General features: G+C 55.6%; 18 protein-coding genes. 14 read left to right on the top strand and 4 right to left on the bottom strand.

All coding sequences use genetic code 11. The features are described from left to right. The first annotated feature begins 281 nt into the window (after window positions 1–281). A complete protein-coding gene (locus VN577_04805) occupies window positions 282–980 on the top strand; it encodes a hypothetical protein (GenBank protein ID HWR14121.1) in 699 nt (232 codons plus the stop codon). Between the two features lie 14 nt (window positions 981–994). Further along, window positions 995–5,509, top strand: coding sequence for an RHS repeat-associated core domain-containing protein (locus VN577_04810; GenBank protein HWR14122.1), 4,515 nt, complete (start codon window positions 995–997; stop codon window positions 5,507–5,509). A gap of 1,186 nt (window positions 5,510–6,695) precedes the next feature. Here VN577_04810 and VN577_04815 read toward each other — a convergent pair. From VN577_04815 to VN577_04825, 3 genes are all read right to left on the bottom strand, one after another. Next, window positions 6,696–6,926 carry a tyrosine-type recombinase/integrase gene (locus VN577_04815; protein ID HWR14123.1) on the bottom strand — a complete coding sequence of 77 codons (231 nt, stop codon included), beginning with the start codon at window positions 6,924–6,926 and terminating at the stop codon, window positions 6,696–6,698. 139 nt (window positions 6,927–7,065) lie between these two features. Beyond that, on the bottom strand, window positions 7,066–8,154 hold the full coding sequence (locus VN577_04820; GenBank protein HWR14124.1) for a tellurite resistance/C4-dicarboxylate transporter family protein: 1,089 nt from the start codon (window positions 8,152–8,154) through the stop codon (window positions 7,066–7,068). Window positions 8,155–8,212: 58 nt separating this feature from the next. Further along, window positions 8,213–8,767 carry a helix-turn-helix transcriptional regulator gene (locus VN577_04825; protein HWR14125.1) on the bottom strand — a complete coding sequence of 185 codons (555 nt, stop codon included), beginning with the start codon at window positions 8,765–8,767 and terminating at the stop codon, window positions 8,213–8,215. Window positions 8,768–8,868: 101 nt separating this feature from the next. On the opposite strand from VN577_04825, the gene VN577_04830 reads away from it, so the two are divergent. Next, on the top strand, window positions 8,869–9,414 hold the full coding sequence (locus VN577_04830) for a DUF2231 domain-containing protein (protein HWR14126.1): 546 nt from the start codon (window positions 8,869–8,871) through the stop codon (window positions 9,412–9,414). Between the two features lie 190 nt (window positions 9,415–9,604). Here the strand turns inward: VN577_04830 and VN577_04835 are convergent, their stop codons facing one another. After that, window positions 9,605–10,279 carry a PEP-CTERM sorting domain-containing protein gene (locus VN577_04835; GenBank protein HWR14127.1) on the bottom strand — a complete coding sequence of 225 codons (675 nt, stop codon included), beginning with the start codon at window positions 10,277–10,279 and terminating at the stop codon, window positions 9,605–9,607. Window positions 10,280–11,044: 765 nt separating this feature from the next. Between VN577_04835 and VN577_04840 the strand changes: the two genes are divergently transcribed. The 11 genes from VN577_04840 (at window position 11,045) to VN577_04890 (ending at window position 25,185) form a co-directional block, all read left to right on the top strand. Then, window positions 11,045–11,257 carry a hypothetical protein gene (locus tag VN577_04840; GenBank protein HWR14128.1) on the top strand — a complete coding sequence of 71 codons (213 nt, stop codon included), beginning with the start codon at window positions 11,045–11,047 and terminating at the stop codon, window positions 11,255–11,257. A gap of 245 nt (window positions 11,258–11,502) precedes the next feature. Beyond that, complete coding sequence (locus VN577_04845) at window positions 11,503–12,384, top strand: cytochrome c (GenBank protein ID HWR14129.1); 882 nt, start codon at window positions 11,503–11,505, stop codon at window positions 12,382–12,384. After that, on the top strand, window positions 12,381–16,025 hold the full coding sequence (locus VN577_04850; protein HWR14130.1) for a nitrate reductase subunit alpha: 3,645 nt from the start codon (window positions 12,381–12,383) through the stop codon (window positions 16,023–16,025). The genes VN577_04845 and VN577_04850 overlap by 4 nt, the downstream gene beginning before the upstream one ends. 18 nt (window positions 16,026–16,043) lie before the next feature. Then, window positions 16,044–17,534 carry a nitrate reductase subunit beta gene (narH, locus tag VN577_04855; GenBank protein ID HWR14131.1) on the top strand — a complete coding sequence of 497 codons (1,491 nt, stop codon included), beginning with the start codon at window positions 16,044–16,046 and terminating at the stop codon, window positions 17,532–17,534. After that, entirely contained in the window at window positions 17,534–18,094 is a 561-nt protein-coding gene (locus tag VN577_04860; GenBank protein ID HWR14132.1) for a hypothetical protein, read from the top strand. The genes narH and VN577_04860 overlap by 1 nt, the downstream gene beginning before the upstream one ends. After that, the gene (gene narI, locus VN577_04865) at window positions 18,091–18,846 is read left to right on the top strand and encodes a respiratory nitrate reductase subunit gamma (protein ID HWR14133.1); all 756 of its coding nucleotides are present in this window, start codon (window positions 18,091–18,093) and stop codon (window positions 18,844–18,846) included. The genes VN577_04860 and narI overlap by 4 nt, the downstream gene beginning before the upstream one ends. Window positions 18,847–18,849: 3 nt before the next feature. After that, the gene (locus VN577_04870; protein HWR14134.1) at window positions 18,850–19,584 is read left to right on the top strand and encodes a cytochrome c3 family protein; all 735 of its coding nucleotides are present in this window, start codon (window positions 18,850–18,852) and stop codon (window positions 19,582–19,584) included. Between the two features lie 8 nt (window positions 19,585–19,592). Next, window positions 19,593–22,604, top strand: coding sequence for a 4Fe-4S dicluster domain-containing protein (locus tag VN577_04875; protein ID HWR14135.1), 3,012 nt, complete (start codon window positions 19,593–19,595; stop codon window positions 22,602–22,604). Beyond that, complete coding sequence (gene nrfD / locus VN577_04880; protein ID HWR14136.1) at window positions 22,597–24,030, top strand: NrfD/PsrC family molybdoenzyme membrane anchor subunit; 1,434 nt, start codon at window positions 22,597–22,599, stop codon at window positions 24,028–24,030. The genes VN577_04875 and nrfD overlap by 8 nt, the downstream gene beginning before the upstream one ends. Beyond that, on the top strand, window positions 24,023–24,556 hold the full coding sequence (locus VN577_04885) for a DUF3341 domain-containing protein (protein ID HWR14137.1): 534 nt from the start codon (window positions 24,023–24,025) through the stop codon (window positions 24,554–24,556). The genes nrfD and VN577_04885 overlap by 8 nt, the downstream gene beginning before the upstream one ends. Then, window positions 24,553–25,185: a cytochrome c gene (locus tag VN577_04890; protein ID HWR14138.1), complete on the top strand. Its 633-nt coding sequence runs from the start codon at window positions 24,553–24,555 to the stop codon at window positions 25,183–25,185. The genes VN577_04885 and VN577_04890 overlap by 4 nt, the downstream gene beginning before the upstream one ends. Window positions 25,186–25,205: the final 20 nt, after the last annotated feature.

Consider the following 25,205-nt stretch of genomic DNA (forward strand, 5'->3'; position numbering starts at 1 on the left):
CTGACGGAGATTTCCCGTAAGCAGCTCGTTAGTCACGCCGCCTGAGCCTCTTGACAGAATCTAAATTATCTTAAGAGCCTGTTCTTGCGCTAAAGTCGCACCTCATCAGACCTGTGACAGAGGAACACCAGCTTTGGAGTGTCGCTCTCGATGGGAAGGATTATCGACTAAAAGCAAAGAACTCGCTTGTTCCATTTTCGTAACAAAGGCCACAACTTTCTTGTGAAGCAGCTACTCTGTGTGATAATGCGCACCGATTTCCGCAGAAGTCGGAGGCTTGCATGTTTCGATGGGGTGTTGTTGTCCTTCTCCTTTCCGTACCCGCCTTTACCCAACAGTTAGCGTCCGCACTCGGGACCACTTACTCCCTTAACGACGCTCAGCTCACTGGGACTGCCAGCGTCATTACAGGATCGGAATCTGAATCCACGTCCATCACGCTCATAGCGCGACGCGATGGCAAAAGCCGAATTGATCTCGGCACACGCGGAGAGATACGCTCCAACAGCGCCTCCGCCCCCCAAGCCTTCTTCCGAACCGACAGTCAATGGTATGAATCTCCCGCCCACAATGCCTGGACCGAGGCCAATTGGTTCTTCCCGGCGCTTTCCACCCTTGTTGCCCCGCAAGAGCGTTCTGCCACAGTCGTATCATCGACTAGCGGAACGCTGCGCACGTTCCTAAATGTTACGAACCAGAAGCCAGCCCAAATCGAGCTAATCAAAAAACTCAGTGCGACGGAATATATTCTCGATCAGTCCGGACTCCCCGTTGTCATCCGCTACAACATCCACCCCGACGATGATTTCGGAACCAACATCCCGGTTGAAGTCAGGCTTTCCGACTACCGCGACGTTAACGGCGTGAAAGTTCCATTTCGCATCCAGCGGCTTCTTAGTGGAAGCCTTGAACTGGACATCACCATTTCGTCGGTAACAATAAATCCGGGGACATCCGATTCGGCTTTCGCGGTTCGATAACGGAGAACACGAAAATGAAAACCTGTGCAATCATCTCGATCATCGCTTTTCTCGCTGTCTCTGCGTTTGGCCAGACGGTTACCGGGCCTGCTCCGTCCACCAGCCAACAATCAAACGTCTTCGACAGTGTGAACCTTGGAAGTCTAAATGTGTATTTCGACATTCCTGTGATCAACAAGGCTGGACGAGGCATTCCGTTCGTGTATTCAGTGACCTACAACAGTTCGATGTGGAAGAAGGTTGCTGTCGGGACCTCCGTGTCTTGGCAACCGACCACTAAATGGATGGGTTGGTCCGCCATAAAGCCGCTGCCCGAGGGCTACATCCTTTCCAAATCTGCACAGAAGAAATGCACGCCAGACGGAGGAGGTTGGTACTACTACAACGAATACACGTTGTCAGCATATGTCGACAGATCTGGAGTCAGCCACCCTTTTAATCTTGTGCTGGATACCGACTTTGATAACGAATGTAGTCCGTATCCAGATTGGGGCCAGGCATCGAGTCTCGACAGCCCCGCACTTCGCATTTCCGCCACAGGAGGATGGCCTACAGCCGTGGTGACCACGCCCGAAGGGCACATCCTTACTGTACCCGTTGTGAGCCCTCTGCAAATACCCGCGCCGGCAGCCGCGATACTGCGCAAGGATGACAATGGAAACAAGATAACAACTCCTGACGGCGCTAATTTTATCGATACTTTGGGCAAGACGGCGTTAAGCATCTCCGGCACGAACCCGGTACTGTACACCTATACGGACCCGGATATCATTTCAAATCCCAATGGTGGTCCGACGACCCAATCCAGCGTTAAGGTCTACTACTCCTCAATTCCCATAAGAACTTATTTCCAATGTTCAGGAGTTGGGGAGTACGGGCCGATTAACTATGACTTGCCAACGAGCATACAGTTGCCTGACGGCACCGCTTACTCAATTGCCTACGAGGCTAGCCCCGATCCCAGCTATCCAAATGCAAAGACGGGGCGAATCGCTTCTATAACATTGCCGACAGGAGGAGTGATCACCTACAACTACTCCGGACCGAATGCGGGTATCGTTTGTGCGGACGGCAGCACGTCTGGTCTTGTAAGAACTACTTCGCCTGGAGGAACATGGACTTATCAGCGCAATCTCGTGTCGGGAACGAAATGGCTCACCACCGTCACGGACCCCGCCTCGAACCAGACCCTTGTCAACTTCCAAAAGGTAGCCGCAAGCGAAGGCAGTACCTACTTAGAAACCAAGCGGGTCGTGTATTCGGGGTATTCCACGGCAAATCCCGCTGTCGTCCTGCAAACGAATGAAACCTGCTACAACAACAGCACTCCCGATTGCACGGCAACAATGGTCAGCCTCCCCGTTTCAAGTGTTTCGTCGTTCACCAGGCTGCCAAACTCAACTGGGAAGACTTCGCTGCGTACCGCTGCCTTCGATCCCTCTACAGGTGCTCCGACAGATATCCGTGTGTACGATTTCGGAACCGCCGGTTCAGGAACCGCTGGCACTCGTCTAAGCAAGACGGAAATTGGCTACGCTACTTTCACCAATGGCATCACCGGTAAACCAGCAACGGTCAGGGTGTTCGACGCCAACGATATCCTCAAAGCAGAAACAACGTATGCGTACGACGGGGTTCCTCCGGATGCTAGCAACATCACTGTCCAACACGATACTGTTTCAGGTTCACGTGGAAATCTCACGAGTGTGAGCCGCTCGACTGGAACGGGAACCCTCACGACCACCTATAGGTATTTCGATACCGGCAATCTCAAGTCCGTTACTAATGGACTAACGCCTGATACAGACCCGACCACAACCTATACGTATGGTGCCTGTGAAGGCGCTTTTGCTACACAGGTAAGTCTACCGTTGTCGCTCGGCACATCAAGTGCCTGGAATTGCGATGGTGGCGTGATGATGAGTTCCACTGACGAAAATAATCAGCAGACCACATATACGTATGGAGATGGCAATCGTTGGATTGCTACCCGAATTGACACGCCCGACGGCGGCCAGGTCACAACTCAGTACAATCTTGCAAGCAGTCCGAAGCACATTATTCAAACACAGAAGCTCGACGCAACAAAATCAACGTACCTCCAATCCAATATCGATGAATTCGGGCGAGTGAAGCAAACCATCAAGACTGATTCGGGCGGTTCCGCTCCGATCTTTACCGACACAACATACGACGCCTTCAGTCGCGTAGCCACTGTCTCGAACCCCTACATGAGTACGTCGGACCCGACCTACGGACTAACGCAGTACGCCTACGATGCTTTGGGCCGACAAACGACTATCACCAACCCCGATGGAACGACCAAGACGCTCGCTTATGGCGGCTCCGCCGTTACGGTAGCTGACGAAGGGTACAACAGCTCTGGTGGAAAGGTGAGCAGAACCATGCAGTATGATGCGGCTGGTCGGTTGAAGTCTGTGTGCGAGATCACGCTTGGCATCGCATGGAATCAGGATAGCGCGGCCCCGTGCGGAATGGACCTCACCGCTACAGGTTTTACCACTACTTATGAATACAACCCGCTGGGTAACTTAACTTCGGTCATCCAAGGCACCCTGCCAGTTCGGGCTTATGCTTACGATATGCTTGGCCGTTTGACAACCGAGTCAAATCCCGAGATCGCGGGGAATGTCAGTTACAGCTACAATTCGAGAGGCGACCTCTATCAGCGGGTTCGGCGTGCTCCAAATCAGGACGGCACCGCCACTGTTACCACCACTTATACCTACGACGTTTTACATCGGCTAACTGGGATCGGCTATTCCGATGGCACTCCGAGTCGGACATACACCTACGATCAGACTTCAGCCAAGGGGCTATCCAACCTGCTCGGCAAGGGCAGGCTTACCGACGCTTCTTCGACTTCGTCAGGAACCGTGTTCTCCGACACCGTTTTTCGCTACGACGCAGTCGGCAGGGTGAGCGCAAGCGCATCGTGTACTCCTACTACTTGCTCGGGTGGATCGAATACTTACATCGGCCAGTACAGCTATGATCTGGCCGGAAACATGCTCTCAAATGCGAGTCCGCTGGGTGGATACACTCTTGGCTACGCCTACAACGCGTCCCAGCAGTTGACTGCGGTAACTAGTACTTTAGCTGATAGCACGCATCCAGGTACTCTCGTGTCAAACATTTCCTACAATCCTCTTGGCCAGATGATTTCCGCAACATACGGGAACGGGATTACCTTGGCGCGAAGCTTCGACAACCTGGGACGCTTGCGCACGCTCACGGACGGTTCTGTTTATTCGATCGGCGGTCCAGCGCCTAACAACACCGTGACGTACTACCCAAACAGCAATATCAGGCAAGTTATCGATTCTAGCAACGGATCGTGGACCTATGGCTACGACGAATTCAACCGGCTTGCTTCGGCGTCGAAGGGCGGAGGCGACAACTTCACCTACGACTACGATCGCTACGGAAACCGCTGGCACCAGAACGTGAACGGAACATCGAGTCCAAGCTACGTCTTCATCAACAACCGGATTTCAGGAAGCAGCATCTCCTACGACGCCGCCGGCAACATCACGAACGACGGCAATCACACCTACGCCTACGATGCCGAGAACCGCCTGATCTCCGTTGATAACGGCGCGACGGCAACGTATCAATACGATGCATTGGGTAACCGTATTCAGACTACTGTCGCAGGTGTCGCCCGCGAGTTCCTTTACGACGCCCAAAACCGCATGGTAGCCATGATGCGCTCCAGTCCTCGTGTCTTCGACCGTGGCGAGATCTTCGCCGGTGGCTGGCGGATCGCGACCTATACCTGGAGCAACACGCATTTCAATCACGCCGACTGGCTGGGTAACGTTCGCGTCCGTACCGACGCCTCGGGTGCGGTAGTCAGCACCTACAACAACCTGCCGTTCGGCGACTGCCTGGACCAGAACGGTGGCAGCGCCTGCGACGGCCAAGTCGGCTACACTCCGGTTCACTTCACCGACCAGGATCGAGACACCGAAACCGGCCTCGATCACTTCATGTTCCGGCAGTACGCGTCGGTGCAGGGCAGGTGGATGAGTCCCGATCCTGCGGGAATGAGCGCTGTTGATGCAGCGAATCCGCAGAGCTGGAATCGATACGCGTACGCAGGGAATAATCCGATAACATTCGTGGATCCGCTGGGGCTTCGGCGGGCCCGCTTTAGATGGTCGGGAGGCGGTGACGGCTATGCCTGTTACATTGACGATCACCCCGCAGCCTGCGGTCAGGCATTCGACCTAATCGTCTCTGGAGCTGCGTATCCTGAGACCTTCGGGGGTGCACGCTGTTTTGAAAGAGACGGGCAGGTCTGGTGTGGAAACTCTGAAGATTCTGAACCGTTCAAACTTATAAACGTTGTAGACTACTTTGCATCACTGCCGCCAGGCTTGCTCGAACTCTGGAATGTTGATCCCGTTAAGAGGCCAACGGATTGTAGGTATGTCGATCCGTCTTCGGCGTCCGTTGAGACTATCAACCGAAATCGCGCCTGCGGTTATTACGATCATGATTAATATGAGGGGAGGGTTTCTATTGTGAAGTTACTAATCTATGTTGGACTCGGCTTTGTCGTTTTAGTTGCGGGAGCTCTTCTGCTCACACGAGCTCCCGCACCTGAGAGCCACCCTGCTATTTTGTTCCTTTTAGTCATCCTGTTCGGCATTGCGCCTCTGGGAGCATTCTGGATGATGTATATGTCCATACGGTACGAGAAAAATCCCTTCCCAATGTTACTTCTTGCTTTTCTTATCCCATTCGCGTTCTTGTGGTACTACATGGAACGGGTTCGACCGGGAAAAGTTGGGAGAACACAAGGTTCTGCTTAGGACTGGTGCGTGCCCCCGTCAATAGAAGGAAGGGCTGGTGGACCAACTGACGCGTTAGTTATACAGCTTCCGTTCCCCATCTTCACGTCCACCTTTTAGGACGTGAAGGTGGGAGGCCACCGCACTCCCATCCCGCAGGGGCGTGGATCAACGACACCAAACGTTCGCGTTCACTGGATTGCTTTCCTGAAGCTATGTAGGTGGCGAAGACACGACATCCGCCGGATCTCGAAACCCTGTCGTTGTCAAGGGCGTGGATATTGGCGGACGCTGCTTCCGCTCTTCCGCCGCATCCCCCACGCGGACCGACGACCGGAATGCCGCGATGGCGCCTCCACTGCATGCAGGACGCCCCAAGAGCACGTCCTAGGCCGGCCAGAGCGTCTTTGACGTGTACAGCCTCTCCCAAGCCCCCTCTCAACGGCAGCAAGTACAACATGTTGCGAGTACAGCACAGTTCTAAACGAAAAGGTTCGTATCGGCGGAAACGGCTGATCTCGATGCCCTAGGATTCGACAAGATGGAAGGGGCCGTTGGGGGCCGCCCCTTTTATTGTTATCGGTGAGATTAGAGCTTCTTCGGCGGTCTTGGCCTGTGAAGCCCGATGTGCCACTGATCAAAACGGACACTTGCAGGTTTGTAGGTCACGTGCGGCCTGGCGGTCACGTACCCGAGTGATCGCCGCCTCGGCCGCTTCGACCGATCCGTAACGCTTCTTACCTTTGCAGCACTCCGCCAGAGACCTTGCAAGGGCATCAGGCGGCTCCGTGCTGCACGGCGTGTTGGCGCAGAATGTACCTCGTCCTCGAGATGTACTGTAGATCATGTAGCCTCTGAAGAAGATCAGACGTCTCGCGGGGTTGGCGCATGATCGTCAGTTCGGCCTTTCCGCTTTACACGTAGAGTGCTGCTTCTCTACATCCGCGAGTACGACTTCGTAACGCTCCATTGCGGCTTTCTTATGGGTGGCAGTGGGATGCAGGTACTTTTGCACGACCCGCAGCGAGTTGTGGCCGAGAATGGCAGCGATGGTCGCAAGATCCACACCTGACTCTCCTAAGCGTGTTGCGAAGGTATGGCGCCAATCGTACAAAACAAACGACAACGGTACGCGGTGATCGTTGCCTGCACAGACGGCGTCATGTGCTCGGTTGAGACGTTGGAAATCAGCTTTTCGCGCAATCTCGGGTTCCTACAACCCGAAGTAAGCAAGCCGTGATGGCAAGGGGCAATCATCTGCGGTATTAATCGCGAACCACTGCATCATGGCGGCCGCGTAGCAGCGAGAGGGCGAAACCTGCAAATGCGCCCAGCCAGGCAGCGATTGCTACATATACAAACACCCGCGGGATTCCCAGCAAGAACTGGAGATTCATAGCATCAGCAATCTGCCAGGTTGCTACCGTGTACATCCCCAGCGGGAACACCGCTCCCCAATAAAGCGGGTCGTACGTTAACGGGAACCTCTTGTACAGGTGCCGCCAAATCGCAAGAATCACCAGCATCGGCAACCACCATGTGGCGGTGGCCCAAAAGAACACACTGAATCCTTTAAGGAATGGCAGCATCTCCGACAGAAATGCCGCATGACCAGCGTTCTTGATAAGACCCGCTCCGGCCAGAGTCGATATTGCCATTGCACCCATGTTGATCCAGTACGGAGGCATCAGATCGGAGGGCAGGAAGCGGAAGAAGGTATAGCGATAAAAAATTAGCGAGATTACCCAGATGTAGAGCATGCCGCCGCACAGCCAGAGTGACAATGATAGGAACAACAATTCCTCTGTGTGCGTCGGAAATCGAGGTGAAAGTAGTGTGCCCAGACTGGATACCGCTTGTGTCGCGACTACAGCTATCAACCAACCACCGTGTATTCCGTCTGCCAGAGACGGTTTGTCCTCCTTGACTGTTAGGCCCGTGAAGATGGCGTACATGAACCCAGCCCAGAGCGGTAGCGTAAGCCAGAAGAGCGCAGTCGCTGGGCGGAATGCCTCGAAGATCAGGATTAACTGACGTCCCAATACACTCGTGCCCGCGACGATGGTGAAGAAACCGGGCCCTCGCTGATGGTCGGTCAGATCGCGGAACAGAGCCTTCGGATAAAGGACGAGTCGCGCCAACGTGAGAAGCCAAAGCGTGCAGAACACAACGACATTGACGACGGTAAGCGCAGTCGCCAAAAGTGGTTTTCCCGTTAGCTCGCAAGCGATTGCCACGATGCCGGTCGCCATGACCATCGCGAAGTATGCAGGATGGAGAGTCTCAACAGCACGTGCGAGACTCCGCCATCGAGGTGCAGCCGTTGTGTTCGCCATCAGATGAGGCATTGGCATCGAAGAACCCGATATTGCCGAATGCCAAGCATACCCTGAGTTGGCGTTGGTCCGGCGACTATCGCTGGGAGATTGGTAACAATAGGTCTTCCAGGAAGAATGCTGAGAGTTCTGTTCGGCTCCGTAGCCCAGACTTGCGATATACGGCGAGCGCCTGCTGTCGAATGGTCGTCTCACCGGTCGATCTGATCGATGCAATTTCTTTATGCGTAAGTCCCTTCAGTAATAGGAGTCCGACTTCTCGCTCGGCTGGAGTAAGCGTCCAGCGCTCAAACTGGCGATCAATTGCTTCTCCGAGACCCCGAAGGGCTTCGTGCGCTTCCTCGCGGAACCGTTGAGCCTCTCGTTTGGCGGCCTCAAGGTCTACGCGTAAAAGCTTGGCCTCCCGCTGAACGAGATTGAATCGGCGCCACATGAGTGCCATTCCGATAACGGCGAGCGCCATGACGAATCCCTCGGCTAGCACATGGGACGGCATGGTACCGGAGCGGTAATCTATTGCAATGTCAATGCCGATGAGCACGGCAATGACCGCAAACAGCGCCATGGCTAATGATGTCGGCAACGATCCAACATTCGTTCGAAGAGGCAATTCAACTCTATCGTCTTCCACGACTTACACCTCACTTACGTTCGTGCGATGACAACGTTAACGTCCCGTGGCTATCTTCACCATGCGCGTTTTCATTATGCGCCAAAGTGGAGGAAAACACCGTGACGTCAACACCTTTGCATCCAGCGCTTGTACACCTGCCTCTCGGCTTAGCCTTCATAATCCCGCTACTGGCCATCGGCTTCGCTTGGGCGATTTGGACTGAACGCATCCGTGCCCGAGGTTGGTTGCTTGTAGTTCTGCTTCAGGTGGTGCTGGTTGGAGGCGGCATCCTGGCGGTGAACACCGGTGAGCGAGAGGAGGATCGGGTGGAGTCTACCGTCCCGAAGCAGGCGCTAAAAGAACATGAATCCTTCGCAACTCAGTTCGTCTGGTTGAGCGGCATAACCCTGGCCGTCATGTTGGGTGCCGCAGTGTCCCGCCGCCCCAGTGTGCTGAAGGCGGCAACGGCGGCAGCAGTGATCGGCAGCTTTCTCGTCGCAGGTGCAGCCCTGCGCGTTGGCCATGCCGGCGGACAGCTTGTGTATACGTACAACGCCGGTGCTGCCTACGGCGCAAACGCCGGGAATAAAGACACTCTAATGGATCCGCGCTCAACGCAAATGTCGCACATGAATGCGTCTGCCGAACATCATGATGATGATTGATTTACGTTATACAACCGGAGGTGCGGCCTCGACTGCTTAGTGCATGAGTGAATGTTTACACCAACCGATCCGAACTCCACCTCAGAAGAGCCAAACGTATGAACTAAAACAGAAAGGAGTGAGCCCCCTGCTGTCGTGGGGTTCACTCCCAATCCGCGCTTTACGTACTAAAGCTCTTCCACTACTTCGCTCACTGCAGTTTTCGTCTCCGTAAAGCAATAGCTGCGAGACCAGCCAAGCCGGTGCCGAATAACGACATTGACGCCGGTTCAGGAAGTCTAGGAGGAGCGATGTCTCCGCCGCCGAGTCGAACCTGCCGCAGATCGTCGAATGTGGCACCGTTGATCGCGGTGAGCGCGATCGATGAAATTAGCTGGCCGTTTATCGCGGTGACAGTGAAGAAGTTCTCACCATTCGCGTCGACGGTGAAATCGTCCTCGAAAAAGCCACCACTGATATTGATGCCCTCGACGTGAATAACGGCGCTCCCGCTTGTCCCGGCGTTGATGTTGAAAACGGAACGGGTGAAAGTACTTCCCCCCGCAAGACCAAACATGATCTGGTAGAACGGATCGTTACCCGTGCCGCCGGAGACCGTTGCTTGCCCCGAAGGGTTGGCATTGAGCAATTGACTGCCGCTCGTCGAGGTGAAATTGACGAGAAGATTGTTAGCGCCAACGGTGCCGGTCACCGTCAGAACGTTGGTGGCCGGGTTCAGGAGAACGTTATCCGTCCCCTGGTTGTTGACACCGGAGACCACGACAATATCGGCAAACGCTGGAAGCGCAAGACCGAAGGTTAGGGCTAGGAGGGCCACGACAAGGCTGGCCTGTTTCAGGAAATGGAGCGCTCGGAATCCTGCCATGCTACCTCCACGGAACTGGTTGGATTAAATGAGCACGTTTTGGCCCACGTGCATTCTTGTTACGACTCTTATCTTTCAAGGATTTAGCGTGGGCGAAAACAAAATCGGATTGGATGATGCTGCAAACTTTTGCGCAGGAGAACGGAAGCGCTATGGTCAATCAAACGCTGCCGCTCCGAATCGATCTATTAGACGTGCTGAATCGACGTGGCGCGGAATGTTCCTGATTCGCGATTACTTTCCGCAGCTTCTTCTTGAACGGAAGCGCTGATCTCTCCGGCAGCCGTCAACCTAGGGAATTTTCTCCGCTTCCCGCCCCCAATTTGGCGAGAAGCCTTGCGCGGACGTATCGGTAGCGCTTGCTATTGCACATCGTCGAGCCAAGACAATGCTCTCATTGCGGAGGGAAATCCTAAGGTCGTGATCGCTAGCAACGAGACGTGTTCTAGCTCTTCTCTGGTGACTCCACCTTCCACTGCATGCCGGACCGCAGAATGGGTCGCACCTTCCAGCCCAGCACCGATCGCAAGCGCGACCTTAACCAGCCTTCGTGTTTTCTCATCCAGTGGTCCGCCTGTGTGACATTGATCGGCCAATTGGCTGAACGCGGTCCACACTTTGGGATAACTGCGGCGGAATTCCTCGTTGTGTTCCGTAGGCTTTGGCATTAGGCACCTCTCGAGAGGATAAGCAATACGCAGCGCGGAAGTTTATCAAAGACACGCCTGCCGACCGTGACATAAGTCATATCACCCGAATCCTAGAATGAAAGTGACGCGTTCGGACATTTCGGCACCTCGCATCTGGTCTTCATTCTTCGTAACACGCGGAGGTAAGTGGCTCTGCGAATGCGGAGGGCAGAAATGGACGATGCGTCTGTGTACTTCGGCGTGGTATGTCGACGCTGCGGTGAAAGAATTCCTCTTCTGGAATTGGAATCCGGTCCGCACATCGCTGGCTGGGCGCTGCCAGCCGTAAAACCATTTCATGTGGTGTGCCCGTTGTGTCAGAGCAGGCAAGACTATAAGGCCCGACAGGTCATCGTATTTTCCGGTCCACCACCTGACCGAAGCTTTGTTGTCCATCCTGCATTCAGAAAAATCTGATCGTGACATTTGTCATATGCAAAGGCCCCAAGAAATTGATAAATGCTATTCCACACTGGCCGGGCCTCATTCGCACATGGAATATCGTATCGCGATATAGAGACACGGGAGGTTCGGGTGAACCCTGAATTCCGCACTGAATTACTGGATCGGCAGAGTAGAACGAACGTTCGATCAATCATCATTTGCGTGCAGCTCGTTGTCCTTGCTCTTTGTGCTGCCGCGCCCGCGCAATCACCCGCCGATTCCTTCCGTCAAAGCTGTGCCAGTTGCCACACGATTGGCGGCGGCCGCCTGGTCGGTCCCGATCTCAAGAACGTCACTCAACGGAAAGACCGCGCATGGCTGACACAGTTCGTGCAAGGACCTAAGGCGGTAATCGATTCGGGCGACCCGTATGCGGTGCAACTTCAAAAGGACGCTCAAGGCGTCGTGATGCCCACGTTGGGCCTTGACGCTGCTCGAGTACAAGCGCTGCTTGCCCTGATTGAAGCGGAGTCGAAGCTGCCAAAATCACAATTTGCCGGAACGCAGATCAGTGATCGTCCGTTTACGTCACGTGACATTGAAACTGGCCGAGCCATTTTCACCGGGACCCAAGCGCTGCGCAACGGCGGGCCCGCCTGCATTTCCTGCCACACCGTCCGTGGTCTTGGCGGCCTAAGTGGTGGAAGGCTGGGGCCTGACTTGACGTTGGTTTACGAGCGCCTGCAAGGACGGAAGGGATTGGGTGCATGGATGACGAACCCGGCAAGTCCGACGATGACTCCGACCTTCAAGAAAACTCCGCTGCACGGCGATGACATTCTTCCACTGCTGGCCTATTTCGAATCCACTGCAAAGAACGGCGGCAGCGACGACACGACCGCGCGTCTGAACTTTCTGCTGATCGGAATGGGAGCCACTGTGATCGGATTGGTCGTCCTTGATGGGGTATGGAAGAAACGATTTCGCGGCGTGCGCCGCCAATTGGTCAACAACTCAAGAGGTGACAAGTGAAGACGCGCGACGCGATTTCCTGGATTAAGGACGAAGTCGATCCACGACTGAGGAGTTGGGAAGAGTTCTACCGGAACCGTTGGCAGCACGACAAGATAGTGCGTTCCACACATGGGGTTAACTGCACTGGCGGATGTTCCTGGCAGATTCACGTTAAGGACGGGATCGTGACGTGGGAGATGCAGGGGTTGGATTACCCGTTGCTGGAGACCGGTCTTCCGCCGTACGAACCTCGCGGATGCCAGCGCGGCATTTCCTATTCCTGGTATTTGTACAGCCCGTTGCGTGTGAAATATCCGTACACGCGCGGAGCACTGCTTGACCTGTGGAAGGAAGCTCGGACTCAATTCGACGATCCGGTCGATGCCTGGAAATCGCTGGTGGAAAATCCGGAGTCGAGGAGACGTTGGCAACGAGCACGCGGCAAAGGTGGATTCCGCCGGGCCGACTGGGACACCGTCCTGGAGTTGATGGCCGCTGCGCAGATCTACACGATCAAGAAATACGGCCCCGATCGCATTGCGGGATTCTCGCCGATCCCGGCGATGTCCATGATCAGCTACGCCGGCGGTGCCCGGATGTTGCAGTTGATGGGCGGAGTATCTCTCTCATTCTACGACTGGTACTGCGATCTTCCTCCAGCTTCACCCGAAACGTGGGGGGAACAGACGGACGTTCAGGAGTCGGCCGACTGGTACAACGCAAAGCTGCTCGCGGTGATGGGTTCGAACCTGAACATGACGCGTACTCCAGACTGCCACTTTGCGGCCGAGGCCCGCCACAACGGCTCCAAGATGTGGGTGTTCACGCCCGATTTTGCGCAGGTATCGAAATACGCGGATGAATGGGTAGCGATCAACGCAGGACAGGATGGCGCCTGGTGGATGGCCGTCAATCACGTTCTGTTAAAGGAATTTCATTACGAAAAACCAACGCCGTACTTCCTCGAATATGCGAAGAAGTATAGCGATGCGCCATACCTAGTTGAGTTACAGGAAGCGGAAGGCGAGTTCCATGCGGGACAGATGCTTCGGGCCAACCGTTTGCGCGGTTACGAAAACATCGAGAACGGCGACTGGAAGTTCTTGATGTGGGACGCCAAAGAGAACCGCCCGAAGATGCCGATGGGCAGTTCTGGGTTTCGGTGGGGAAAAGAAAAAGGCAAGTGGAACCTGCTGCTGAAGGACGGAGTTGACGGTAGCGAGATCGATCCAGTGTTGTCGTTTCTGGACGATCGCGATGACGTTGCGTGCGTCGCATTCGATGACTTTGGCGAAGGTCGTCGCGTAAAGCGTTGCGTCCCAGTGCGCAGAGTGACCACTTCCGACGGAAACACCGTAACGGTTGCGACGGTTTACGACTTGCTGTTTGCGCAATATGGAGTGTCGCGAGGGATGGCCGGAGAGTATCCCACGAACTATGACGATCCGACACAGCCGTACACTCCGGCATGGTCGGAAAAGTACACCGGTATGGGGCGCGACACGCTGATTCGGTTCGCGCGTGAATGGGGCAACACAGCAGCGGCGACCAATGGCAAATGTACGGTGATCATCGGTGCCGGGATCAACCACTGGTATCACGGCAATCTGATGTATCGTTCCGCGATCCATGCACTCATCTTCTGCGGTTGCATCGGAGTCAACGGCGGTGGCTTGGCGCACTACGTGGGTCAGGAAAAGCTTGCTCCGGGCGAGTCTTGGGGGGCAATTGCCTTTGGAAAGGATTGGATCCCGGCATCGCGTCTACAGAATGCTCCGAGCTGGCATTACGTCAACACGGATCAGTGGCGGTATGAGCGATCGTTCACGGACTATCACACCGTTCCGCAGGCGAACGGCAACGGTTCGCTCGCAAAAGGGCACACGATCGATCTCCAGGTACGTGCGGTCAGGAGCGGCTGGCTGCCGTTCTATCCGCAGTTCAACAAGAACTCACTGGATCTAGTGCGCGAGGCGGAAGCAGCCGGTCGGCATACGAACGAAGAAATCGTTGACTACACCGTACAGCAGCTCAAGAACAAGAACTTGAAATTCGCGGTTGAAGATCCAGATGCTCCGGAGAACTGGCCGCGCGTGTGGTTCATCTGGCGCGGTAATGCGTTGATGGCCAGCGCGAAAGGTCACGAATACTTCCTGAAACATTATCTGGGCACGCACTCGAACCTGATTTCGAAAGACATCGCAGGCGACAGCGTTGAGGAAGTCGAGTACACGAGGGAAGCCCCGGAAGGGAAGATGGACCTCATCATCGATCTGAACTTCCGTATGGATACGTCCGCGCTGTACTCGGACATCGTGCTTCCGGCTGCCACTTTCTACGAGAAGGCAGACCTGAACTCAACAGACATGCACAGCTTCATTCATCCACTGTCGCCCGCTGTGCCTCCGTCGTGGGAGTCGAAGAGTGACTGGCAGATCTTTCGAGCCATTGCAAAAAAGGTTTCGGAACTGGCGCCAAAGCATTTTCCGGAGCCGGTGCGCGACATCGTTGCTATGCCGCTAGCGCACGACACGGCAGCCGAAATCGCTCAAGCTGCGATCCGAGATTGGAGCAAAGGGGAGTGCGAGGCGATCCCAGGCAAGACGATGCCGGGGCTGAAAATAGTCGAGCGCGACTACCGCAATTTGTACAACCAGTTTATTTCGTTCGGGCCTCAAGTTCCGGCGAGTGGACTGGGTGCGCATGGCACGCACTACGACGTGAAGGACGAGTACGAGGCTGCGCTAGGTGAGTGTCCATCAGTGGAATGGGAAGGGAAGCGCTTCCCTTCGTTGAAGGAAGATGAGCATGCGTGCAACCTCATCCTGCGATTCGCGACCGTTACGAACGGCGAGCTTTCCTATAGGTCATATAAAAACATCGAAGAAAAGGCAGGGGTGCCACTGGCTCATCTCGCTGAGCGCAATCGTGGCATGCGCGTCAGCTACAAAGACCTGCAGTCACAGCCAAGGCGATTCATCAACAGCCCGATGTGGTCAGGCCTGATCGAGAACGGGCGGGCGTATTCGCCGTTCACCTACAACGTGGAGTGCATGGTGCCATGGCGCACGCTCACCGGCCGCCAACACCTTTACCTCGATCACCAGATGTACATCGACTTCGGCGAGCACCTTCCGACTTACAAACCGAAGCCGTTGCCGGTGAAGTACAACGATATTTGGTACAGCCTGCCGGACAACGCCACGAAGATGCTGAATTACCTGACGCCGCACGGCAAGTGGCACATTCACTCTACCTACGGCGACAACCAGCGCATGACGACACTTTCGCGCGGCGTGGAACCGTTCTGGATGAACGACAAGGACGCGGCGGAGATCAACATCGAGGACAACGATTGGGTCGAGGTGCATAACGATAACGGCGTGGTAGTGACGCGTGCCGCCGTGAGTGCGCGAATCCCCAGGGGGATTTGCATTCAGTACCACTCGCCGGAGCGCACGTATTCGGTCCCGACGTCGCCGTTACGAGGACACAAGCGCGCGGGTGGACACAACAGCCTCACACGTACCCGGTTAAAGCCAAACCTGATGTGCGGCGGCTACGGCCAGTTCACGTTCCACTTTAACTATTGGGGACCGATCGGCTGCAACCGTGATACGCACGTGCTCGTGCGCAAACTTCCGGAATTGAAGTGGTAGGCCGAAGGGGAGATGACGATGAATGTGCGTTCGCAGGTTTCGATGGTGTTCCATCTGGACAAGTGCATCGGGTGCCACACCTGTTCCATCGCTTGCAAAAATATTTGGACGGACCGTCGCGGGACGGAATACATGTGGTGGAACAACGTGGAAACAAAGCCCGGAACAGGCTATCCAACAGCATGGGAAGATCAAGGCAAGTACAAAGGCGGATGGGAAAAGAAAGGCGACGAGATCGGCCTCAAGTCGCAAAACAAAGGCGACGCACTTTTTAAGATCTTTCATAACCCGAACCAGCCCACCATGGACGACTATTACGAGCCGTGGACCTACGATTATCAGCACCTCTTCAACGCTCCGGAAGGTGCGGATCAGCCCACGGCTCGGCCTATCTCGATGGTTACGGGCGAGTACATCAATATCGAGGCTGGACCGAACTGGGATGATGACCTCGGCGGCTCCCCTGTTTACGCCGAGAATGACCCGAACCTGGAGGCGTTGACACCCGAACAGCGCGAACAATTGTTCGCTACCGAGCGACTGGTGTTCTTCTACTTCCCGCGTATATGTAATCACTGTTTGAATCCGGCCTGTGTCGCGGCGTGTCCGTCGGGTGCCTTATATAAGCGCGGGGAAGACGGAATCGTTCTGATAGACCAGAAGCGCTGCCGCGGATGGCGTGCATGCGTAGCGGCTTGTCCCTACAAGAAGACTTACTTCAACTGGGCCACAGGCAAATCGGAGAAGTGCATCCTCTGTTTTCCACGCCTGGAAACCGGCCAGGCTCCTGCGTGTTTCCATTCGTGCGTCGGCCGCATTCGCTATCTGGGCGTCTTGCTTTACGACGCGGACCGCATCGAGGAAGTCGCGAAGCTTCCCGATGATCAACTGATTGAGGGACAGCGCTCGCTCATTCTGGATCCATTCGATCCGGAGGTGATCGCAGCCGCCCGCACCAGCGGAGTCCACGATTCGGTTGTCGAATCGGCGCAAAAGTCGCCGGTGTATCAGTTCGTCAAGGTGTGGAAGATGGCGCTTCCTCCGCACCTGGAATATCGCACGCTTCCGATGTTGTTCTATGTTCCTCCAATGTCGCCGGTGATGGCGAATAAGCAGAACGACGTTATCGACAACAACACGACTGAGTTCTTCCACGACATTGAAAGTTCTCGTGTGCCGATCGCTTACCTGGCCAGGTTGATGGGCTGCAATCAGGAAAGCAAGGTGCGCTATGCATTGCGCAAGCAGAAGGCGGTGCGGTGGTACAGGCGAGCGGTTACTGTCGGCGACATAAGTATGGAAACCGCGCAGCGCATGCTGGCGGAGGCCGACTGCTCGCCTTGCGAAGCAGAAGCAATCTACAAACTAACATCGCTCTGCACATTCGACGACCGTTTCGTAATTCCGCCCATGCACCGTGAAGAAGCGCTGGAAATGATGAAGGACCCCTACGAACACAAGGCCAGCACAGGCTTCGGATTTGTGGGTGCGCCGCAGAGGGGAATGTGATGCAGAAGCGTGCATACGGTTGCTTTGCGGCATTGCTCAGCTATCCACTGACAAAGGAAATGCCTGATTTCGAGAGCATCATCGCAGCACTGCCGGGTGATTGCCATCTGCGCATTGCATCCTTCCGCGAAGTGATGGAGACACTTTCGGTCGAAGCACAGCAGGAACTCTTCACCCAGACGTTCGACCTCAATCCGGTGTGCTCGCTTGAGGTGGGCTGGCATCTGTTCGGGGAAAACTACGAGCGCGGGCTTCTCCTCGTTCGTTTACGTGAAGAATTGCGTGCTGCCGAGATCAGGGAAGAAGGGGAATTGCCCGATCACCTCACTTATACCCTTCGTCTTTTGCCGACGATGGAGGCGGGGCGCGCTGCCGATTTCGCCGGTGCCATCGTTTTACCTGCGCTGGTGAAGATGATCCAGGCTCTCCAGGGAAAGAACAATGTCTACGAGGACCTACTGACGTGCGTCGCCGTGATGCTGCGTAACGACTTTCCGGAGATTTCACTTCCGGAAACGAAGATTGAACTTCCTGTCCTGCCGGAGGAGGTCGCGCTATGACTACCACCGCCCTGCTCGATATGTTTTCGTTTGCTGTTCTGCCGTATGTGGCGATTTTCACGTTTCTGCTAGTCACGATAGAGCGATACCGTAAGGCACCATTTACTTATTCCAGCTTATCGTCGCAGTTTTTGGAAAACGGGCAGCATTTCTGGGGTCTCGTTAGCTTCCACTATGGCATTCTCGCCCTGTTCGTCGGGCATCTGATCGGGTTCCTGCTGCCGAGGCAAGTGCTGTGGTGGAACAATCGTCCTGCCCGCCTTTACGTGCTCGAGATCAGCGCTCTGGTGTTTGGACTAATGACGCTGATCGGGTTGTGCAGTGCTATCCACCGGCGCGTGTTCACGAGCAAAGCGCGTATTGTGACCAGCGTTGCCGATTGGGTGGTTCTGGGCCTACTCGTATTTCAAGCCGCACTGGGAATTTACATCTCGGTGTTTCACCCGTGGGGTTCGTCGTGGTTCGCCGCGTCGGCCTCTCCGTACATCTTCTCCATCTTCAAGTTCAACCCAGATACCACTTACCTTACGACTCTGCCTTGGACGGTCAAACAGCACATCACCAATGCTTGGCTGATTATCGCCCTATTCCCGTTTACGCGCCTAGTCCACGTAATCGTGGCGCCGTTCCCGTACCTGTGGCGCAAGCCGGAGTTAGTCCGGTGGTATGGAATTCGGCGAATCGCACCACTATGGAAACGCAATCTCCAAACCGGCGCAGTGGCAAAGGCGGCTTCGGTAACGAAGGGGTAGGCGATGCTGAATGGGTTACTTAATGCGGCAGGCAGTCGGGTGGCGACGATACTGCTCGTCGTTGGATTGGTGTTTGCGTTGCTTACAGCGGCACCGAATCTTGCGATGGTCCACCTTCCGGGGAATCAGCAAGGCTACGAGCCCGCGCAGCCGATTGCATTCTCGCATCGCCTCCATGCGGGCGAGCTGCAAGTGCAGTGCCTGTATTGTCACTCGGGTGCAGAACGCAGCCGACACGCAGGTATCCCGGCAGCCAGTACCTGCATGAATTGCCACCGCTTTGTTACGGCGACACGAGGCGCGGTTAGGGCCGAAGATGAGCTCGCCCAGCAGGAGAAACGCTCTCCCAGACGCATCGTCTCTCCGGAACTGAAGAAGCTGTACGACGCTCTTGCACTTGACGAAAAGCTCCAGCGCGATTACACCCGCCCGCTCCAACCCATCCGTTGGACGAAGGTCTATAACCTGCCCGACTTTGTGTACTTCGATCATCGACCGCACGTGAACGCCGGCGTGACGTGCCAGTCCTGTCACGGGTCGGTAGAAACTATGGAACGCGTGCGCCAGTCAGGCGATCTGAGTATGGGCTGGTGCGTTAACTGCCACCGCGGTGTGAACGGCGCAGGTCTCGACGGGAAAGGGAACTTCACTACCGCGCCTGCGCCGGCCTTCACGGGTGCAAAGCCGGTCACTCGCCGCGTATACGCTTCAACGGACTGCTCAACCTGTCATTACTGAGGGGTGCTGTGAACGGAAACGATAGATCTCGCTACTGGAAGGGCCCAGATAAATCGACTGTGCCTGGTGATGGCGAATTCGCCGAGGAACTCCCGCGTGGCACGTTCATGCTCAAGCGTCGCGACTTCCTGCATGTCGCCGGGTTTGCGGCAGCCGTGGCTGCAACCACGGGTTGCAGCCGTGCCCCCGTGCAGAACGCGATTCCGATGCTGGTACAGCCGGAGCAACTGGTTCCAGGTACTTCGCTGCACTACGCAACCACGTGCGGCGGCTGTTCAGCAGGTTGTGGCGTGCTTGCCAAGGTGCGCGATGGCAGGCCGATCAAGCTGGAAGGTAACCCACAGCATCCGCTTTCCCGTGGAGGGCTGTGTGCAGTCGGACAAGCATCTTTACTTGGACTCTATGATTCGCAACGACTGAAGTCACCACTTCGCGATGGCAAGGAGGTCGCATGGGAGGCGCTTGATACCGAGGTAACCAGCGCGTTTTCGGATCTGCGGGCGAAGGGCGGATCGCTTCGCTTGCTGACGGGTTCCATTACAAGTCCCACAACGCGATCTGTCGTTGACCAGTTCCTCAATACGTTTCCGAACGCAAAACACGTTCAGTACGATGCGGTCTCGTATTCGGCGATTCTCGATGCGCATGAGAGAACGCACAACATTCGTGCGGTCCCGCACTTCCATTTTGACCGGGCTGCAGTGATTGTGGCAGTCGACGCCGATTTCCTCGGCACGTGGCTTTCCCCCGTCGAATACACGGCCGCCTACCGTGAAGGCCGAAAACTGAATGGCGCAAGGTCTAGCTGTTCGTGGCACGTGCAGTTCGAATCACGTATGTCACTTACCGGCAGCAAAGCCGACGAACGTTACACGATTGGCCCCGCAGAGCGCAGCGAACTACTGCGGCAGATTGCGGATCGCATCGAGTCGCTCGCCAACGGCCGAACAGGTTTGCCAGCACGACAGTTGTCGGTTCCGCCAAGTGCCATCGAGAAAGTAGCCAGGAAGCTATGGGAAACCCGCGGACGTTCGATTGTTGTCAGCGGCTCCAACGATGTCGACGAACAGCTAGTCATCAACCGCCTGAACCACCTGCTTGGGAATTATGGGACTACCGTTGACCTAACCTCTCCCTCCTATCAGGCCGTCGGGAGCGATCAGGCGTTGTCCGCTCTGTTTGACGAATTGCAGCAGGGGAAAGTCGACGCATTACTCGTGGCGGGAGTTAATCCGGTATTCGATCTGCCATTCGCAATCGACGCCATCAAGCATGTGCCGCTGGTTATCAGCTTCGCGCAGCGGATGGATGAAACCTCGCTTCTCGCGAAGTACGTCGCCCCCGGACCTCACTTTCTCGAGACCTGGAGTGATGCTGAACCTGTTGCTGGCATCATTACGTCGAGCCAGCCGATGGTGCAACAATTCGGACAAACGCGAACGTTAGCGAAAACGCTGTCGAAATGGATGGGTACTTCCGCAAGCGATCAAGAAATAATGCGGCAGTATTGGAAGATGGCGTATTTCCCGCGTCAGAAGTACGCGGCGAGTTTCGATGCATTTTGGGATCGGAGCATCCAAGATGGCTTCTTCGAACTCGCACCGGCGCTGCGGAATGTTGCTGCGTTTCACGCAACACCCGTGGGAGTTGAGCAGAAGGCCGCGTCGCGCGAATCAGGTGCTTACTCGCTCGTCCTCTATCCGACGATGGCGATGCGCGGTGGTTCGGAAGCATACAATTCCTGGCTGCATGAATTGCCTGACCCGATCACAAAGGTGACCTGGGACAACTACGCCTGCGTGTCGCCGGCTACCGCCACGAAGATGGGATTAGCCGAGGGCGATGTTGTCAGGATCTCTTCCGGACAACTTTCGCTCGAACTTCCAACGTATATCCAACCGGGGCAGCACAATGACGTAGTCGCGGTGCCACTTGGTTACGGCAGCGTCCTCAGCAAGCGCTTCGCAAATATCGGACCGCACTGGATCGACGCACTCCCCAGCGTTGGAACTGATGGCTGCGTCGGAAAGAACGCGGCTGGATTCGTGGTGTTCGCCGGCACGCGTCGTTTCGAATTGCCTGTTCGGATCCAAAAAACCGGTAGCCGTCAGATTCTCGCTTCCACGCAATTGCATCACGAGCTTTCCGTTCCGGAGACCTTGGCGAAGCTTAATCCCGAGCCACGCCCAATAATCCAGGAAACCACGTTGGCGGCCTACAAGCAAAATCCAAATGCGGGAGTACATGAGCACGAGGAACGCGAGGATCTTTGGCCGGCTGACCATCCATACAAAGGACATCGTTGGGCTATGGTCGTAGATCTCGAGGCATGCAGCGGTTGTTCTGCATGTGTGATCGCCTGCCAGGCCGAGAACAACATTCCCGTGGTCGGTAAGGACGAAATCCGCCGCAACCGCGAGATGCATTGGATGCGTATAGACCGGTACTACTCCAATCGTCCTGACGGCCGCGTGGATGTCGCTTTCCAGCCCGTTATGTGTCAGCAATGCGAGAATGCACCCTGCGAGACGGTGTGCCCCGTACTTGCGACGGTGCATAGTGAGGAAGGGCTTTCGCAGCAGGTTTACAACCGCTGCGTCGGCACGCGTTACTGTGCAAACAACTGTCCCTACAAGGGGCGGCGCTTCAACTGGTTCAACTACTCACGCGACGACAAACTTCAGAACCTGGTGCTCAATCCCGATGTGACTGTTCGGTCACGCGGCGTCATGGAGAAGTGCAGTTTTTGTGTGCAGCGCATTGAAGCTGCCAGGATCGACGCCAAATGCCAGGGTAGGGATATCGCGGATGGCGATATTCAGACTGCATGTCAACAATCGTGCCCCGCAAAGGCAATCTATTTCGGAGATATCAATGATCCGAAAAGCGAGGTAGCTAAGAAGATGCGGGATCCGCGGCGGTATCGCGTGCTTTCGGAACTGAATCTCAGGCCGGCGGTCGGCTATCTCACGATCGTTCGCAATCGTGATGAGAACAAAGGAGGCGAACATCATGGCTGATATCGCCATCTCCCCGGTAGCCGCATCCACTCTCGATTCAGCTCCGCGGCCGTTAATAGAGGGACGTAGGTCACTCTCCCAGGTCACGCGTGATGTCCTTGCACCGATGGAGGGACGCCCGACGGCGCTCTGGTTTGTGGCGTTGGCAGCCTCGGTAACACTGCTCGGCTTGGGCGCAACCGCCGTGACCTACGAAATTGCGACTGGCATCGGTACATGGGGTTTAAACCGAACGGTCGGATGGGCCTTCGACATTACCAACTTCGTTTTCTGGATCGGCATCGGCCATGCGGGCACATTGATCTCGGCCATCCTTTTCCTGCTTCGACAGCGGTGGCGTACATCGGTGAACCGCGCTGCCGAAGCAATGACGATTTTCGCCGTCATGTGCGCCGGAATTTTCCCGATCATTCACACCGGACGCCCTTGGTTCGCTTACTGGATGATGCCGTATCCAAACTTCCGCGGACCCCTGTGGGTAAACTTCCGCTCCCCTCTCGTGTGGGATTTCTTTGCCATTTCCACTTACTTCACAGTTTCCGCAATGTTCTGGTACATCGGGTTGCTCCCGGACTTTGCGACCATTCGCGACAAGTCGGCGTCCTGGTGGCGGCGAAAGATCGCCGGCTTTCTCTCGCTCGGTTGGACGGGTTCATACCGAACATGGCAGAGATACGAGGTTGTGTACCTGATGCTCGCTGGCCTGGGCACACCGCTGGTTATCTCCGTCCACACCATCGTCAGTTGGGATTTCGCTACCGCCGTGATGCCAGGATGGCACGCAACTATCTTTCCGCCGTACTTCGTTGCGGGCGCCATCTTCAGCGGCATGGCCATGGTCTTGACCCTAATGATCATCGCCCGCAAGTTGATGCGTCTGGAAAACTACATCACGCTGCGGCATCTCGGTGCCATGTGCAAGTTGGTAATCGCAACCAGCGGCATTGTTGGGCTGGCATATGCGACGGAATTCTTCACCGCTATGTACAGCGGGAACCAGTACGAGCAGTTCGTATTTGCGAATCGAGCGCTCGGGCCATTCGCCTGGGCGTACTGGGTCATGGTCGCCTGCAACGTGATTATCCCGCAGCTACTGTGGTTTCCTCACATCCGCACGAGGGTGGGCGCGATCTTTGCCATCTCGCTATTCGTGAACGTCGGTATGTGGTTCGAACGATTCGTCATCATCGTTACATCACTGCATCGCGATTTTCTGCCTTCAAACTGGTCAAGCTACGCGCCAACGCGGATCGAAGTGGCCACGTTGCTCGGCAGTTTCGGCCTGTTTTTCACCTGTTTCCTGTTGTTCTGTAGGTTTTTGCCCGTAATCGCGGTTGCGGAAGTGAAGGGTGTACTTAAGCACACCTGGCCGCACTCACAGGTTGGCGACCGGGATGGAAACCCGGTGGAGGTCCAGCATGTCTAGCCGTAGATTGATCGGAGTCTTTGAGAATGAAGAAAAAACCATTCAGGCAATCGAAGCGTCCCGTCAACGCGGTTACAAAGTTGTGGATGTCTTCGGTCCGCATGGCAGTCACGAGATCGAGCGGGCGATGGCGCTCTCTCCTTCTCGTATTCCGTGGGTAGTGTTTGCCATAGGACTGTTGGGCGCTGGGCTCAAAGTTTGGTTTGAGTTCTGGACCACCGCACAGGACTGGCCGCTCAACGTCGGCGGCAAACCTTTCAACTCTTTACCCGCTTTCGTGCCCGTTACTTTCGAAGTGATGGTCCTGTTTGCAGCGGTGTCGGCCGTCATTTCATTCTTTATTGTGTGTCGCCTGTTTCCGGGAAAAAAGACGCAGGTGCCAGTGGAAGGAATTACAGATGACCGATTCGCCCTGGTGCTGGAGCAAACCGACTCTCGTTTCGATGTAGCGGTCGTGGCGAGATTGTTGTTTACCCTCGGCGCTGTCGCTGTGCGCGAACAACTGGCGGAGGAGGTGCCTGCATGAATGTACGCAAGCGCGCTTTTGTGAATGTTTTCTTACTCCTGTTGCTGGTCGCAGTGGCAAGCACGAGCTGGTTCCTACGAAGTTCGGTTTCCAACACGAATTACGAATTTCTGCCCGATATGGCGCATTCGCCCCGATTTGCCGCGTATTCTAGTAACCCCAATTTCTCGGATGGGCAAACCTTGCAGGCACCGCCAACAGGAACCATCCCGCGAGAACATCAGGTTCTTCATTACACCTCGGCCCAGGCAGACGCATTGCGTGCCGGCGCAGAGCTGAGCAATCCATACGGCCCTGGCACGAACAATTCACTCCAGCGGGGTGCCAAGGTGTTCGGTAACTACTGCGTCGTTTGCCATGGCTCTGACGGTGCTGGAATGGGACCCGTTGCACAGCGAGGCTTTCCCCCGCCCCCCTCTCTCTTGTTGCCTCATGCTGTGCAGATGAGAGACGGCCAGATGTTCCATGTCCTTACTTACGGACAGAACAACATGCCGGCTTATGCCAGCCAACTGACAGAAGAGGATCGATGGAACGTCATCACTCACGTGCGTTCCATGCAGAACGCTTCCTTGAAAATGAGCGCTGCACAGACACCTCCGGCTGTGCCGAAGGGAGAAGCGCAATGACTACTTCGGATTTTTCTTTC

It is taken from the genome of Terriglobales bacterium, from assembly GCA_035561515.1.
GTDB lineage: Bacteria > Acidobacteriota > Terriglobia > Terriglobales > Acidobacteriaceae > DATMXP01.